This is a genomic window from Bacillus sp. BD48, from assembly GCF_046566805.1.
In the GTDB taxonomy this organism is placed as follows: Bacteria; Bacillota; Bacilli; order Bacillales; family Bacillaceae; genus Bacillus; species Bacillus safensis.
Map to the genome: position 1 here is coordinate 1 of NZ_JANGFM010000002.1, position 16,889 is coordinate 16,889.

Annotated in this window: 14 protein-coding genes and 1 rRNA gene; 7 read left to right on the forward strand and 8 right to left on the reverse strand. The window is 39.6% G+C overall.

What is annotated here, in order from left to right; all coding sequences use genetic code 11:
* The 8 genes from ACLGGR_RS05070 to dnaA form a co-directional block, all read right to left on the reverse strand.
* A 16S ribosomal RNA gene (locus ACLGGR_RS05070) occupies positions 1-130 on the reverse strand; the annotation flags it as partial.
* Between the two features lie 364 nt (positions 131-494).
* Entirely contained in the window at positions 495-2,999 is a 2,505-nt protein-coding gene (gene gyrA, locus ACLGGR_RS05075; RefSeq protein ID WP_142946019.1) for a DNA gyrase subunit A, read from the reverse strand.
* 232 nt (positions 3,000-3,231) lie between these two features.
* Positions 3,232-5,148 carry a DNA topoisomerase (ATP-hydrolyzing) subunit B gene (gyrB, locus tag ACLGGR_RS05080; protein WP_410972972.1) on the reverse strand — a complete coding sequence of 639 codons (1,917 nt, stop codon included), beginning with the start codon at positions 5,146-5,148 and terminating at the stop codon, positions 3,232-3,234.
* A 57-nt stretch (positions 5,149-5,205) separates the two neighbouring features.
* Positions 5,206-5,451 (reverse strand): extracellular matrix regulator RemB, encoded by a 246-nt coding sequence (gene remB / locus ACLGGR_RS05085; protein WP_101677460.1) that lies wholly within the window; start codon positions 5,449-5,451, stop codon positions 5,206-5,208.
* Positions 5,452-5,468: 17 nt separating this feature from the next.
* Positions 5,469-6,581 (reverse strand): DNA replication/repair protein RecF, encoded by a 1,113-nt coding sequence (recF, locus tag ACLGGR_RS05090; RefSeq protein ID WP_061406450.1) that lies wholly within the window; start codon positions 6,579-6,581, stop codon positions 5,469-5,471.
* 16 nt (positions 6,582-6,597) lie between these two features.
* Positions 6,598-6,813, reverse strand: a complete 216-nt coding sequence (gene yaaA, locus ACLGGR_RS05095) for a S4 domain-containing protein YaaA (RefSeq protein ID WP_008360916.1) — start codon at positions 6,811-6,813, stop codon at positions 6,598-6,600.
* 150 nt (positions 6,814-6,963) lie between these two features.
* On the reverse strand, positions 6,964-8,100 hold the full coding sequence (gene dnaN, locus ACLGGR_RS05100; RefSeq protein ID WP_142946020.1) for a DNA polymerase III subunit beta: 1,137 nt from the start codon (positions 8,098-8,100) through the stop codon (positions 6,964-6,966).
* Positions 8,101-8,296: 196 nt separating this feature from the next.
* Positions 8,297-9,637, reverse strand: a complete 1,341-nt coding sequence (gene dnaA / locus ACLGGR_RS05105; protein ID WP_142946021.1) for a chromosomal replication initiator protein DnaA — start codon at positions 9,635-9,637, stop codon at positions 8,297-8,299.
* 620 nt (positions 9,638-10,257) lie between these two features.
* Here dnaA and rpmH point away from each other — a divergent pair.
* From rpmH to rsmG, 7 genes are all read left to right on the forward strand, one after another.
* Positions 10,258-10,392: a 50S ribosomal protein L34 gene (rpmH, locus tag ACLGGR_RS05110; RefSeq protein WP_073208224.1), complete on the forward strand. Its 135-nt coding sequence runs from the start codon at positions 10,258-10,260 to the stop codon at positions 10,390-10,392.
* A gap of 76 nt (positions 10,393-10,468) precedes the next feature.
* Complete coding sequence (rnpA, locus tag ACLGGR_RS05115) at positions 10,469-10,828, forward strand: ribonuclease P protein component (RefSeq protein WP_008360906.1); 360 nt, start codon at positions 10,469-10,471, stop codon at positions 10,826-10,828.
* 158 nt (positions 10,829-10,986) lie between these two features.
* Complete coding sequence (gene spoIIIJ / locus ACLGGR_RS05120) at positions 10,987-11,769, forward strand: YidC family membrane integrase SpoIIIJ (RefSeq protein ID WP_089374159.1); 783 nt, start codon at positions 10,987-10,989, stop codon at positions 11,767-11,769.
* Positions 11,766-12,389: an RNA-binding cell elongation regulator Jag/EloR gene (jag, locus tag ACLGGR_RS05125; RefSeq protein ID WP_410972622.1), complete on the forward strand. Its 624-nt coding sequence runs from the start codon at positions 11,766-11,768 to the stop codon at positions 12,387-12,389. The genes spoIIIJ and jag overlap by 4 nt, the downstream gene beginning before the upstream one ends.
* Before the next feature lie 401 nt (positions 12,390-12,790).
* Positions 12,791-14,170, forward strand: a complete 1,380-nt coding sequence (mnmE, locus tag ACLGGR_RS05130) for a tRNA uridine-5-carboxymethylaminomethyl(34) synthesis GTPase MnmE (RefSeq protein ID WP_048238331.1) — start codon at positions 12,791-12,793, stop codon at positions 14,168-14,170.
* Between the two features lie 17 nt (positions 14,171-14,187).
* Positions 14,188-16,074 (forward strand): tRNA uridine-5-carboxymethylaminomethyl(34) synthesis enzyme MnmG, encoded by a 1,887-nt coding sequence (gene mnmG / locus ACLGGR_RS05135; protein ID WP_095410043.1) that lies wholly within the window; start codon positions 14,188-14,190, stop codon positions 16,072-16,074.
* A 13-nt stretch (positions 16,075-16,087) separates the two neighbouring features.
* A complete protein-coding gene (gene rsmG / locus ACLGGR_RS05140) occupies positions 16,088-16,807 on the forward strand; it encodes a 16S rRNA (guanine(527)-N(7))-methyltransferase RsmG (RefSeq protein ID WP_024424068.1) in 720 nt (239 codons plus the stop codon).
* Positions 16,808-16,889: the final 82 nt, after the last annotated feature.

Consider the following 16,889-nt stretch of genomic DNA (forward strand, 5'->3'; position numbering starts at 1 on the left):
AGGTTACCCACGTGTTACTCACCCGTCCGCCGCTAACATCCGGGAGCAAGCTCCCTTCTGTCCGCTCGACTTGCATGTATTAGGCACGCCGCCAGCGTTCGTCCTGAGCCAGGATCAAACTCTCCGAAAAAGTACAAAACCGAAGTTCTGCTTTTCGCCAGTTTGACTGACTACCTATGAAGTATCATAGGATTTTTTTATAAAAACTCGAATTAACAGGTACGTTTTGTCTTGTTTAGTTTTCAAAGAACTTGTGTGTCACTCTCTCAAAGCGACCACTTAAATATATCATATATCTCTATCAACAGTCAACATTTTTCTTGAAAAACATTTTATTTTTTTAAGAAGTTTCCACTGTAAAAGAGATAAAAAATAGAGCCTCTTTCTGCTCCTTTGAAAGATTAACACATATCTATGAAAAAAGCATTATAAATTTCAAAAAAACTCATGTTTTTTCAGAAAAAAATAAAGCCGGTGAAGAACCGGCTTTATTCTTACTCAGATTGCTCTTGATCTGACTCTATAGTTTCTACGTTTTCTTCACTATTCTCTTCATCATCTTCTTGTGATTGTTCAACTAACGCCACTGTAGCGACATGTTCTTCATCACCAAGACGAATCAGGCGGACACCTTGAGTGACTCGACCTGTTGTCGAAATGTCTGAAACGGCCATACGAATGATCACGCCGCTTCCTGTAATAATCATCAAGTCCTCTTCAGCTTCAGCATTCGTCGCCTTCACTGCGACAAGCGGACCATTGTTGTCCGTGATTTTACATGTTTTAAGACCTTTACCGCCCCGACTTTGAACACGGTATTCTTTTTCAGGGGTTAATTTACCGTACCCTTTTTCGGTTACGATCAATACGTTTGCATCTGGTTCAAGGATTTCCATACCAACGACGATGTCATCCTCAGAAAGCGTAATTCCTTTCACGCCAGCTGCCGTACGTCCCATTTCACGAACGTCTGTCTCGTCAAAACGAATCAGCATACCCTTTTTCGTTCCAATGATGATTTGTTTTTCTCCATTGGTTAAACGGACAGCCATCAGTTCATCTTCGTCACGAAGACTTAAAGCGATAAGTCCATTGTTTCGAATGTTGGCAAACTGAGACAATGATGTTCGTTTTGATACACCGTGTCTTGTTGTAAAGAAGAGATACGAATCTTCATCAAATTCGCTTACTGGAATAATGGCATTAATCCACTCTCCCTTTTCTACTTCAAGCAGGTTAATAATCGGAATCCCTTTCGCCGTCCGTCCGAATTCAGGAATCTCATATCCCTTCGCACGATAAACCTTCCCTTTATTAGAGAAGAAGAGAATCGTATCATGGGTAGATGTTGAAATCAGCTGTTCTACGAAATCATCCTCATTGGTTCCCATGCCCTGAACACCTTTACCGCCTCTTTTTTGACTGCGGTATGTTGATGCAGGCAGACGCTTGATATAACCATTATGAGTCAGCGTAATCACGATGTTCTCAACAGGAATCAGATCTTCGTCTTCAATTGTTTCAATACCTGCCGTCACAATTTCAGTACGGCGCGTATCATTGAAGCGTTCTTTGATTTCTGTTAATTCTTCTCTAATGATTTCAAGAACTTTCTCATTGTCTGCTAAAATGGCTTTCAACTCAGCAATCAACTCAACAAGTCCTTTATATTCTTCTTCTATCTTTTCTCTTTCCAAACCAGTTAAGCGCTGAAGGCGCATATCAAGAATGGCTTGTGCTTGTTTTTCGGACAAGCTATAGTTCTCCATTAAGCCATTTCTCGCGATTTCAGCAGTTTGAGAGCTTCTAATTAATGAAATGACTTCATCTAAGTGGTCAAGAGCGATTCTTAAACCTTCTAGAATATGAGCTCTTGCTTCAGCTTTACGAAGTTCATATGCTGTTCTTCTTCGAATGATCACTTTTTGATGCTCTAGATAATATTCAAGACATTGTTTAAGGGACAAGACTTTCGGCTGTCCATCGACAAGTGCCAATAAGTTGATTCCAAATGATGTTTGGAGTGTCGTTTGCTTATAAAGATTGTTTAATAGAACGTGGGCGTTCGCGTCTCTTCGCAGTTCAATGACAATCCGCATTCCATTACGATCAGACTCGTCACGCAGATCTGTAATGCCATCGATCTTTTTATCGCGCACAAGATCAGCGATTTTTTCGATCAAACGGGCTTTGTTGACCTGATATGGAATTTCATTGATGACGATCCGCTGCTTACCGCTGGATGTTTCTTCAATGATAGACTTTGCACGTAATGTAATAGAGCCCCGGCCTGTTTCATATGCCTTGCGGATTCCGCTTCGGCCAATGATTTGTCCCGCAGTTGGGAAGTCTGGTCCTGGAATGATCTCCATTAGTTCCTGTGTTGTCATTTCTGGGCTTTGACTAATCGCCAGTACCCCATCAATCACTTCACCTAGTTGGTGAGGCGGAATGTTGGTTGCCATCCCTACAGCGATACCTGTTGCCCCGTTGACTAATAAGTTCGGGAATCGAGCAGGCATAACGATTGGTTCTCTTTCACTGCCATCGTAGTTATCTTGATAATCAATCGTATCCTTGGTGATATCACGCAGGATCTCCATTGAGATTTTTGATAGACGCGCCTCAGTATAACGCATCGCTGCTGCACTGTCTCCATCGACAGAACCAAAGTTCCCATGTCCTTCAACTAGCATATTTCGATAGTTGAAGTCTTGCGCCATACGAACCATCGCTTCGTATACAGCGCTGTCACCGTGAGGGTGGTACTTACCGATAACTTCCCCAACGATACGTGCAGATTTCTTAAATGGTTTATCACTTGTCATACCTAGGTCATTCATCGCATACAAAATTCTTCGATGCACGGGCTTCAATCCGTCTCGCACATCTGGTAATGCACGCGAAACAATAACACTCATTGCATAATCTAAAAAGGACGTACGCATTTCTTGACTAATATTCACTTCGCGTACATTTGGTGTATGTTGTTCACTCACTATAAGAACCTCCCTTTACGTATCACATGAAATAAATTATGTGGGAGTAAAATATGTATTTATCTTCACAAGACTATTCTCCATTATATCAATAATCTCGGCTTTATACACATTAATTTACTAGAAAATCAACGAAAACACGGAAAACCAGGACATTCGTTTCACACCCCTGTTTCTTGAAAAACAACCTTATTCCAAACAAGAAATAAGGTTGTTCTCAGGAGGGATTCATCTAAATATCAAGGTTTTTCACGTATTGTGCATTTTCTTCGATAAAGTTCCGTCTCGGCTCTACTTTATCTCCCATCAGCATTTCAAATGTCTCATCAGCATCGATCGCATCCTCAAGTGTGACTTGAAGAAGTGTTCTCGCATCAGGGTCCATTGTTGTTTCCCAAAGCTGAGTAGCATTCATCTCTCCAAGACCTTTATAACGCTGAAGTCCAGGCTTTGGTGTTTGAGGTAGTGATTTTAACAGCTCATCCAGCTGTTTATCGTTATACACGTACTCCACACGTTTTCCTTGCTGCACTTTATATAAAGGCGGCTGCGCAATATACACATAACCGTTTTCAATGATTTGACGCATGTAACGATAGAAGAATGTTAAGAGAAGCGTTCGGATATGCGCTCCATCTACATCGGCATCTGTCATGATCACAACTTTGTGATAGCGTGCTTTCTCTAAAGTGAAGTCTTCTCCGATTCCAGTTCCTAACGCTGTAATCATTGCACGAACCTCGTTGTTCGATAGAATTTTATCTAGACGAGCTTTTTCTACGTTTAGGATTTTCCCTCTTAACGGCAAGATCGCTTGGAAGTGACGATCACGGCCTTGCTTAGCAGATCCGCCCGCAGAATCTCCCTCTACAATATAGAGCTCAGAGATGGAAGGATCTTTAGAAGAACAGTCCGCCAGTTTCCCAGGTAAGCTGGAGACTTCCAGCGCACTTTTACGTCTTGTCAGCTCACGAGCCTTTTTAGCAGCCATTCTTGCACGAGCTGCCATCACGCCTTTCTCCACAATTTTCTTTGCAGCATCAGGGTTCTCTAAGAGGAATTTCTCAAGTGCTTCAGAGAAAAGGGAGTCGGTAATGGTTCTTGCTTCTGAGTTCCCAAGCTTTGTCTTCGTTTGTCCTTCGAATTGAGGATCTGGATGTTTGATGGAGATAATGGCTGTTAAGCCTTCTCGTACATCTTCACCGCTCAAATTCGAGTCTCCATCTTTGAATACGCCATTTTTACGAGCATAATCATTGATGACACGCGTTAGACCAGTTTTAAAGCCAGCTTCGTGTGTTCCGCCTTCATACGTGTTGATATTGTTGGCGAAGGAATAGATGTTGCTTGTATAGGAATCGTTATATTGTAATGCCACTTCAACCGTGATTCCGTCTTTTTCACCTTCGATGTAAACAGGTTCTTCATGAACGACTTCTTTTGAGCGATTTAAATGTTCTACATAGCTCTTAATACCGCCTTCGTAGCAGTATTCATTTCGTCGTTCTTTACCTTCGCGTAAGTCTTCAATAATGATGTTGACACCTTTTGTTAAGAAAGCTAACTCACGTACACGGTTAGCAAGTGTGTCGTAATCAAATTCAATGGTTTCAGTAAAAATTTCTGGATCTGGCACAAAATGAGTGGTTGTCCCTGTAACATCTGTTTCACCAATGATCTCTAAATCTCCAACTGGAACACCGCGTTTGAATTGCTGATAATGAATTTTCCCGTCACGATATACGGTCACGTCTAAGGTCGTAGATAACGCATTAACAACAGATGCCCCTACGCCATGCAGACCGCCAGATACTTTATAACCGCTGCCGTCAAATTTACCGCCAGCGTGAAGAACAGTCATAATAACCTCTACAGCAGGACGTCCCATTTTCTCATGAATCCCAACAGGAATTCCGCGGCCATTATCTTTCACTGTAATGCTATTATCCTTTTCAATTTGCACAGTAATATCTGTACAATATCCAGCTAAAGCCTCATCAATACTGTTGTCGACAATTTCCCATACAAGATGGTGAAGTCCTTTTGCACTGGTTGACCCAATGTACATTCCTGGACGTTTTCTAACAGCTTCAAGTCCTTCAAGCACCTGTATCTGATTTTCATCATAACTATTATGTTGCTGTTCCATTGCCACGTACATTCACCTACACTTTTCTTAAACGATATATTTATATGAATTGAGTTTTTAGACTTCAATTTCAATCACAAACGAAGCACGTTTTTTGAGCGTGCTTGAGGAAAGAGGAGAGTAATAAACAGATTCAGTTGTGACGACAATGGATTTGGGCGTCCCTTGTGATAACGAAATGATATGTTTCTCTTGTTGTTGTAGAAATTCTTCTACAACAGAAGACGACCTCATTTTGTAATCAACAATTGCGACAATCTCTCGTGTAGAAACAACACAATCATCACCTAAATGAATATACAAGACTCACACCTCATTTATCAGTCAATTACTTTTCCACTGGCTACTCTGAAAATTTCCGCTTCTTTCAGGGTGGCGTGATCAATGCCTTCAACACTTGTTGTGGTGACGAAGGTCTGTACACGTCCCTGAATGGTATGGAGCAAATGAGACTGTCTGTAATCATCAAGTTCAGATAACACATCATCAAGCAGAAGAATGGGATATTCTCCAATTTCTTCATGTATCAGATCAATTTCTGCCAGCTTTAGTGAAAGAGCTGTTGTTCTTTGCTGCCCTTGAGAGCCATATGTCTGAACATCCCGGCCATTCACAAAGAAAAGCAGGTCATCTCTGTGAGGTCCCCACAGTGTCACCCCTCGGTCTATTTCTCTGTCTCTTAGTTTCTGAAACGATTCTTCATAGCTATTCTTTATTTTCGACAAGTCTGACGCTTCTGATACCTCTATTGCTGTCTGGTATTGGAGCGTGAGTGTTTCTAGCTCTCTAGAAATCCCAAAATGCAGCGGCTGCGCCCATTTTTCGAGCTGTTTCGTAAAAGTCAGTCGTCTTTTGACAACTTTCGCTGCCGCATCAATCAACTGCTCTGTTAAAACCTCCAGCATCGCTTGATCTGTTTGCTTTCTTGTCTGCAATTGTTTCAAGTAATGATTCCGCTGAGAGAGGATTTTTTGATAGAGCGATAAATCATGCAAGTAGACAGCAGAAACTTGTCCAATCTCCATGTCGAGGAATCTTCTGCGGATTTGCGGGCTGCCCTTCACAAGACTTAAGTCCTCTGGCGCAAACATGATGGTGTTTAATGCACCAACATAATGACTGAGCTTCTGTTGTTCAATGTGATTGACCTTGCCCTTTTTCCCTTTTTTTGAGATCACGAGCTGCATTGGGAGTGGACCATTTTTTTTAATGACTCTACCTTCTATTTTAGCATAGTCTTGGTCCCATCGTATAAGTTCTTTATCATTTGACGTACGATGAGACTTTGCCATCGACAATACATAGATCGCTTCCATCAAGTTCGTTTTACCTTGGGCATTCTCACCGATCATGACATTCACCTTATTGTCGAATTGAAGCTCGGTGTGTTCATAATTTCGGTATGAAGTTAACGCCAGACTTTGAATGTACATGTATTGTCACCCGTTTCTAATTCACAACTTGAAATGTGCCGTAACCTTCAATCTCGACAACATCTCCTGGGTATAGTTTGCGTCCCCGTCTATTATCTGGCTCTTGATTAATGAACACCTCATGTTCACTTAGAAACCATTTGGCCATTCCGCCAGATTGGATGACTTCGGCTAATTTCAAAAACTGCCCTAATGTAATCATTTCTGTTTCAATGGTTATAAGATTAGGCATTGTATCGACCTCTTTCAATATCACTAATATCTAATTGTACTAAAAAACAAGACAAGAAGGAAAGGGGGAAAGCGAACTGGGATGAAAGAAAGCATGGAAAACGAGAAGAAAAGCTGCTGTGCACTCACACAGCAGCCATTTTAGATTGAATTAATACGTTCTTACCGGAAGAATCAATTGCAAGATAGAATCATCATTCGGCGTACGCAGCAGGAACGGTCTCATTGCACCAGTGAAGCTTACATGAATATCTGTTCCCTCTAATACTTTTAACGCATCCAGCATATATTTTGGACTGAAGGAGATTTTAAGATCTTCCCCTTTAATCTCATCTGCTTGAACCGTCTCCACCACTTTACCGATCTCAGGTGAATTAGAAGAGATTTCAAGGCTTTGTTCAGGATCAGCTGACAGTTTCACGACATTATTACGTCCTTCTCTTGCCAAAAGTGATGCACGATCAATGGCTTGAAGGAACTCTTTCGTGTTGACCACGACATCCGTTTTACTTTCTTGCGGGATCAGACGAGCTGTATCTGGATAATTACCATCTAGCAGTCTTGAGAAGAACAGGACGTTTTGTGCTTTAAAAAGAACCTGCGTTTCTGTAATGACGATGCTCACAAGATCTTGTCCATCATCAAGAATTTTACTTAGCTCTGTTAAACTCTTCCCTGGAATCACGACATTATACGAACTTTCCTCGTTAATATCTAACTTCGCTTTTCTTAAAGCAAGACGGTGGCTATCCGTCGCTGTGCATATTAATTCACCTTGTTCTACCTTCCAGTTTACACCTGTCAAGATAGGTCGTGTTTCTGAGGTGGACACTGCAAAAACAGTTTGACGAATCAAGTTTTTCAGCAGATCCGTTGGAATTTGAAATGCATGATGCTCTTCAATTTGTGGAAGATGCGGATATTCTTCAGCATCTAAGCCGTTTAGGTTAAATTCCGCTGAACCAGAACGGATGATGGTCAGGTGATTTTGTTCTACTTCAATTTCGACAGTAGCCATAGGCAGTTTCTTTACAATTTCACTAAAGAAGCGGGCTTGAAGCACAATACTTCCAGGACGATCAATGGTGATAACCTCTAAATCTCCATCTCTTTGAGGAATGAAAGATTCAATTGAGATATCAGAATCGCTTCCTGTTAGAGAAACCCCTTCATCAGACGCAACAATTTTAATCCCTGTCAAAATAGGAATCGTTGTTCTAGAGGATACGGCCTTTAATACATCTTGGACACTTTGGACAAGACGATCTTTTTGAATCGTGAATTTCATAGTGGTCCTCCTAAATTTTCTTAATGACATGTATATATATTTTATTAATAAAAATCGTAGAAGTAATAGTAGGGCTTGTGAATATGTGGATAAGTCGAGAAAAAGAAAGGAAAGACAGCCTATCCACATGTGGACAGACTGTGTATGACTATGCTCTAGTTATTCACATTTTCCCGTACTCATTATATCAGCTTGGTTATTTTAATTGTTCTTTGATCTCTTTGACATGCTGCTGAAGCTGTTCATCTTCAACGATTAATTTCGAAATCTTCTCATGAGCATGAATGACAGTCGTATGATCACGACCGCCAAATTCTTCTCCGATTTTAGGCAGAGAGGAATCGGTCATTTCTCTAGAGAGGTACATGGCAATTTGTCTTGGATAAGCAACTGACTTCGTACGTTTCTTCGCTTTGAAATCCTCTAATCGAATATTAAATTGCTGCCCTACAATTCTTTGAATCTCTTTAATTGTAATGACCTTTGGCTTTGATGAAGGAATGATGTCCTTTAGCGCCTCAGCTGCTAGATCTGCATTAATGTCTTTATTAATTAAAGATGAATAAGCAACGACACGAATCAAAGCACCCTCCAGCTCACGAATGTTGCTGTCGATTTGATTGGCAATGTAAAGCATGACTTCATTTGGAATGTCTAAGCCTTCTGCCTTTGCTTTTTTTCGCAGGATTGCAATACGCGTTTCTAGATCTGGCGGGGTAATGTCTGTAATTAAGCCCCATTCAAATCGAGAGCGTAATCTGTCTTCAAGTGTCGGAATTTCTTTCGGAGGCCGGTCACTAGAAATGACGATTTGCTTACTTTCTTCGTGAAGTGTGTTGAATGTATGGAAAAACTCTTCTTGTGTTTGTTCTTTTCCTGCTAAAAATTGAATATCATCTATCAAAAGCACATCTACATTCCGATAACGGTTACGGAAGTCGACAGCTTTGTTATCTCGGATTGAGTTGATAAATTCATTAGTAAATTTTTCAGATGATAGATAGACCACTTTGGCTGATGGATTATGGTCAATTACGTAATGACCAATCGCATGCATCAAGTGAGTCTTTCCTAAACCAACGCCCCCATAAATAAAAAGCGGGTTATATGCTTTTGCTGGTGCTTCTGCGACTGCAAGTGAAGCGGCATGAGCAAAACGGTTGCCTGAACCAATAACAAAAGTATCAAATGTATATTTTGGATTCAGCATATTTTGTGGAATGTCAACGGGCTCTTCTTTAGACATTTTTTTGATAGGAGACTTTGGCATGGCTTCCTCTTCGTCCTGATTTTGAGGAATAATAAATTTAATGCTGAGCTCTTCACCTGTTAGTTCATAGATGGTATCAGCAATTAAGTGAAGATATCTTGACTCGAGCCAATCTCTAGCAAATTCATTAGGTGCCGTAATTGTAAGCGTATCTCCCTGAAGAGAATGGGCTTTTGTCGATTTCATCCATGTCTCAAAACTGGGTTTGCTCAATTTTGTCTCTATTTTTTCAAGTGCTTTATTCCACAGATCCAAAATATTTTCCATAAGGCTTCTCCCCCCTCCTTTTCTTTTTAAAATGACCAGTATCAAACTGTTATAGAACACGAAAAAGAGCAAATGGTCATCACCATTCGTGCACATACAATGTTGAAAACAATTAATATAGTAGAAAAACGTCTTTTCGACAAATTACACAAGCTGTGGATAAACAATTCAACAGGCTGTGTAATAACTTTCCACAGGTTATCCACAAATTGTGGATAATATAAATAGGCCAGATAACTAATTAAGAGTTAAAACACAAATATAATATCAAAATAAACAAGATGGTGCAATGGGTGTCACAAACTTATCCACACACTTTACAGCCTGTTGAAAAATAATTATCCACATCGGTTATTTGTGTGAAAAAAATGTCGATAATGGATGTGGATAGTCTAAATATGCCGGAAAAATATCCACATCCTTGTTTTGAAGGTCTTTTAGGAGGAAAAAAAGAATAAAATGATGGAAACTAAAAAAGAAGGTTTCTTCGTTTGATAACTTATGTTATGCTTATAAGGTTGATAATAAGAGTTTTATCATTGATATTGACAATCGATGGGTTACACAAATATAATGAGTTAGACTGTCTTAAACAGCTATTCCTCAGGGAGGTGTCATAAATGAAAAGAACGTTTCAACCAAATAACCGTAAGCGTAGTAAAGTTCATGGCTTCCGCAGCCGTATGAGTACTAAAAACGGACGTCTAGTTTTAAAACGACGCCGCAGCAAAGGTAGAAAAAAATTATCAGCTTAGGCCACTGAATAATGTCAGTGGTCTTTTTTACATAAAATCGTAAATGAACTGTCAGTTTTTATCGGAGTGGAAAAACATGAAGAAGCGAAACAGGCTAAAAAAAAATGAAGAGTTTCAAAAGGTGTTCAAAAAAGGTCAATCAATGGCAAATCGCCAATTCGTTATTTACCAGCTGGATCAACCAAATCAAGATGAACTGCGTTTAGGATTGTCTGTCAGTAAGAAGATTGGTAATGCAGTGATAAGAAATCGAATTAAACGACTGATCCGTCAAGTGTTTTTAGAGGAAGGTCATAAGTTAAAGCAAGAAAAAGACTACATTGTCATTGCACGAAAACCAGCGAGTGAATTGACCTTTGAAGAAACAAAGAAGTCTCTCCAACATTTATTTAGAAAATCCGCTGTTTATCAACAACAACCGAAAAAGTCTTCGTAATAGAAACTTTCGTTGAATCAATTTTTAAAAGCGCTTCCTTCATCTAGTGAATTAAAATGAAACCACCACTTTGCAAAGAAAAAATGTTACCATACTGAATAGGTGAGTCACTTTCGTAATCAATTCCAACTTAAATAAAGTTTGAAGTAATGGGAGGAATCTTGTTGAAAAGGCGATTATTACTAATATTTAGCTTGATTGGCGTATTGGTTCTATTGGCAGGATGTACACAGATCAATGAACCAATTACATCAGATAGTAAGGGATTCTGGAATTCTTATATTGTTTACCCGCTATCTCAATTAATCACGTACATGGCAAACTTAACTGGTGAAAACTATGGTGTAGCGATTATTATTGTGACACTGTTAATTCGCTTGCTTATTTTACCATTAATGATTAAACAGTTAAGAAGTACAAAAGCGATGCAAGCATTACAGCCTGAATTGAAAAAGCTTCGTGAAAAATATAGCTCTAAAGATCAAAAAACACAGCAGCAGCTACAGCAAGAAACAATGGCCCTTTTTCAAAAAAATGGTGTCAATCCTTTAGCAGGCTGTTTCCCGATTTTAATTCAGATGCCAATCCTCATTGGTTTCTATCATGCAATTATGAGAACAGCAGAAATTAAAAAGCATACATTCTTATGGTTTGACTTAGGCAGCCCAGATCCATTATTCCTATTACCAATCATTGCAGGTGTAGCTACTTTCATTCAGCAAAAGCTAATGATGGCTGGAAATCCTTCGGACAACCCTCAAATGGCCATCATGCTATGGGTGATGCCGATAATGATCATTGTATTTGCAATTAGTTTCCCAGCAGCACTTTCATTGTATTGGGTTGTAGGTAACATTTTCATGATCATTCAAACATTGGTGATTAAAACGCCTCAAGTAAAAGTTGATACAAAAGAAAAAGCAGGCGGGAATAAAAAATGAAGGAAATAACTGCTGTCGGTCGCACAATCGAAGAAGCAGTAGATTCCGGACTTAAACAAATTCAGCTACTAAAAGAAGAAGTAGAAATCACAATAGTAGATGAAGGAAATAAAGGGTTTTTAGGATTATTTGGTAAAAGACAAGCTGTGGTCAAGTTAGTAGAAAAGATAAATGCACTTAAATTAGCTACACAGTATTTAGATAAAATTGTTAAAACGATTGATCCTAAAGCAAAAATTATTTCCAAACAGGAACCGAAAAAGATTTCTTTCCACATTGATGGAGATAAAACGTCATTAATGATTGGAAAAAGAGGACAAACATTGTACTCTTTAGAAACGTTGGTACAGTTAGTGTTTAATCGTTATTCTGATCAGTATCATCATATAACAATTGATATTGGAGATTATAGGAAGAAACGACAAGAAGCACTTGAACAATATGCCATCAAGATAGCAAATCGGGTTTTAAAAACGAAGAGAAAGGTTCATTTAGAACCTATGCCTTCGAATGAACGAAAAATTGTTCATGATGCGATTGCTGCATTCTCTAAAGAACTTGAAACGGCATCTGAAGATACAGGCAGCAAGCGTCATGTTGTGGTGCTGTATAAAAAATAGCAGAAAGGCTAAGATTCAGCAAAGCTGGATTTTAGTCTTTTTTTATTGAAAAATTGCTTTTTATAGAAGATTTATCCTTTATTTCTAAAAAACGAGTATGTGACATGAGTGGAAAATGCCATTTTTACAAGTAAGTAAAGGGATCAGGGCGTTTAAATTTATTGGATTTAGGTGTAAGATGTGAAGACAAGTTTCGAACGTCGTTATTCACATGTGGATAAGTTAAGTGTTAAAATAGATAAGATGCAAAACTGTGGATAATTAGATATGGGATACTTTCACTTCGCTTTCATTTATGGTATCTTTAAATTTTGGATTAAGCGTTTTTGATATAGAGATGGACATTGTCCATTTAATAGATAACAGACTGTCTATTAAGTAGAGAAAGAGGTGAATGAGCGATGGATACAATTGCAGCAATTTCGACACCGATGGGTGAAGGAGCAATTGCGATTATTCGTTTAAGCGGGCCTGATGCGGTACAGATTGCTGATCGGATGTATAAAGGTCCTAAGGAAAAAAAACTTGTATCGGTGGATTCACATACGATTCATTATGGTCATATTGTGGATTCTAGCACTGAGCAAGTGATAGAAGAGGTCATGGTGTCAGTATTAAGAGCGCCAAAAACATTTACGAGAGAAGACGTTATTGAGATTAACTGCCATGGCGGGATTGTAACGGTCAATAAAGTACTGCAGCTTGCTTTAAGAGAAGGAGCAAGATTAGCGGAGCCAGGTGAGTTCACAAAACGAGCTTTCTTAAATGGAAGAATTGATCTTTCGCAGGCTGAAGCGGTAATGGATTTAATTCGCGCAAAGACAGATCGTGCGATGAATGTAGCGATTACTCAAATGGAGGGACGCCTCTCAGGTTTGATTAAACGACTTCGCGGCGAGATATTGGAAACACTTGCCCATGTTGAAGTCAATATTGACTACCCTGAGTATGACGATGTTGAAGAAATGACGCATCGCGTCTTAGTTGAAAAGGCAACATCAGTAAAAAAGGAAATTGAGTCACTGCTAACGACTTCTCAGCAGGGGAAAATACTGCGCGAAGGCTTATCTACTGTCATTATTGGAAGACCGAATGTTGGGAAGTCTTCCTTGTTGAATAGTCTTGTACAGGAAACAAAAGCGATTGTAACGGATATTCCTGGAACAACGAGAGATGTCATTGAGGAATATGTAAATGTTAGAGGTGTACCGCTTCGTTTAGTCGATACTGCGGGTATACGTGAGACGGAGGACATTGTTGAGCGTATAGGAGTTGAACGATCTAGACAGGTCTTAAAAGAAGCTGACCTGATTTTACTTGTGCTCAATTATAGCGAGGAATTATCAGAAGAGGATATCAAACTATTTGAGGCCGTCTCAGGGATGGATATCATCGTGATCGTGAATAAGACAGATCTTGAGCCTAAGCTTGATATCGAAAAGGTCAAGCAGTTAGCGAAGGATCGGCCGGTGGTTACTACATCATTATTACAAGAAAAGGGGATTGATGAGCTTGAAATCGCGATTCAATCACTATTCTTCACGGGTTCAATTGAAAGTGGAGATTTAACGTATGTAAGTAATACAAGGCATATTGCCCTCCTTCAGGAAGCAAAACAATCCATTGAGGATGCTCTTGAAGGAATTGAAATGGACGTACCGATCGACATAGTTCAAATAGATTTAACACGCTGCTGGGAACAGCTAGGTGAAATTATTGGAGATGCTGTTCATGAAAGCTTGATTGATCAGTTATTCTCTCAATTCTGTTTAGGAAAGTAAAGGGAGGAACATTAGAAATGGGTTATGAAGCTGGCAATTATGACGTAATCGTCGTGGGTGCCGGTCATGCTGGAGTTGAGGCTGCTCTTGCTTCTGCAAGACAGGGCGCCAAAACACTTGTATTGACTATCAACCTCGATATGGTTGCTTTTATGCCATGTAATCCGTCAGTAGGCGGCCCCGCAAAAGGGATTGTCGTCAGAGAAATTGATGCTCTAGGCGGAGAAATGGCACGAAATATAGATAAGACGCATATTCAAATGCGCATGCTGAATACGGGGAAAGGACCTGCTGTCCGTGCGTTAAGAGCGCAAGCAGATAAGTTCCAATATCAGCATGAAATGAAAAAAACAATGGAAAATGAGCCAAACCTGACAATGCTGCAAGGTATGGTAGATCATTTAATTGTAGAAGATGATGAATGTAAAGGTGTTGTTACTCAAACAGGGGCGAACTATCGTGCGAAGTCTGTTGTTTTAACGACAGGGACTTTCTTGAAAGGCCGCATTATTTTAGGAGACCTTTCGTATTCAAGCGGTCCAAATAACCAGCAGCCTTCCATTAAATTATCGGATCATTTAGCAGAACTAGGATTCGATTTGGTTCGCTTTAAAACAGGAACACCTCCTCGAGTGAATAGCCACTCGATTGACTATAGTAAAACAGAAATTCAACCAGGTGATGATGTCCCGCGGGCGTTCTCCTATGAAACGGTTGAATATATTACTGACCAGCTGCCATGCTGGTTAACATACACGAGTTTAGAGACTCATCAAATTATTGATGAGAATCTTCACCGTTCTCCAATGTATTCAGGTATGATTAAAGGAACTGGTCCTAGATACTGCCCATCCATTGAAGATAAAGTGGTTCGTTTCAATGATAAACCGAGACATCAAATTTTCTTAGAGCCAGAAGGTCGTAATACGCAGGAAGTTTATGTTCAAGGATTGTCTACAAGTCTTCCGGAGGATGTACAGCAGCGCATGCTTTCAACCATCCCAGGACTCGAGAATGTACAAATGATGAGAGCGGGTTATGCCATCGAATATGATGCGATTGTGCCTACTCAGTTGTGGCCTACACTTGAGACGAAGAAAATTTCTGGATTATATACAGCCGGCCAAATTAATGGTACGTCTGGTTATGAGGAAGCAGCAGGTCAAGGGATTATGGCAGGTATTAATGCAGGAAGAAAAGCATTGGGTAAAGAAGAAGTCATTTTAAGCCGATCTGATGCATATATCGGTGTTCTCATCGATGATCTTGTCACAAAAGGAACAAATGAACCGTACCGTCTCTTGACATCACGTGCTGAGTATCGTCTACTTCTACGTCATGACAATGCTGATTTAAGATTAACTGAACTTGGCTATCAAATTGGATTAATTTCTGATGAAAGATTCCAAGCATTTCAGCAGAAAAAAGAAGCCATTGAAGCAGAGAAAAAACGTTTATATTCTGTCATCATTAAACCAACAGCAGAGACTCAAGAATTTATTCGTTCACTCGGTGGAAGTGAGCTGAAGGACGGCATTCGTGCAAGCGATTTGATGAAGCGTCCAGAAATGAACTATGAATCTGTTGTGAAATTAGCTCCTGCTGAAACACCGCTTCCTTCTGATGTGTGTGAGCAGGTAGAGATTCAAATTAAATACGAAGGTTATATTGAAAAATCACTCCAGCAAGTTGAAAAACTGAAAAAGATGGAGAACAAAAAGATTCCTGATCGTATTGATTATGACGCCATCAAAGGAATTGCAACTGAAGCGAAACAAAAGTTGAAAGAAGTCCGACCGCTTTCTGTTGCACAGGCTTCTCGTATTTCAGGCGTTAACCCTGCTGATATTTCTATCCTTTTAGTATATTTAGAGCAGGGGCGTATTGCGAAGATAGCAGAATAGAAAGGATGTCGGCATGAACATTGAACAATTTACAGCAGCACTAGAGGAGAAAGGGATCACTCTTTCTCCAGTGCAGCTTGAACAATTTGAAACCTACTTCCGCATGCTTGTAGAATGGAACGAGAAAATGAATTTAACGTCCATTACTGAAAAGGAAGAAGTGTATTTAAAGCATTTTTATGATTCAATATCAGCAGCATTTTTTATTGATTTTCACAAAGTGACGACGATTTGTGATATTGGAGCTGGTGCTGGTTTTCCAAGCATTCCTCTTAAAATTTGTTTCCCTCATCTACATGTGACCATTGTTGATTCTCTTCAGAAACGAATTACGTTTCTCAATGAGTTAGCAAAAGGATTAAACTTACAAGATACTACTTTTTATCATGATCGTGCAGAAACGTTTGGACAACGTAAGGAAAAGCGTGAAAGCTATGATCTTGTCACTGCTAGAGCAGTTGCGCGTTTATCCGTCTTGAGCGAACTATGTCTGCCTCTAGTGAAAAAGGAAGGATTGTTTGTTGCCTTAAAAGCATCTGCCGCTGATGAAGAAATGCAAGCAGGGAAAAAAGCCGTCACAGTCCTCGGAGGAGAGGTTGTTGAAAAGCATTCCTTTGTTCTTCCTTTAGAAGAAAGCGAACGGAACATCATTGTCATTGAAAAGAAAAAGCAAACACCAAAAAAATATCCTAGAAAACCAGGAACACCTAATAAATCACCAATAGAAGGTTGATCATGTAAAAGGTCGGTTTTTCTTCAATATTTATGATTTTACAGAAGGAAAAAACATGAGAAAATAGAATTATAAAAAGGTA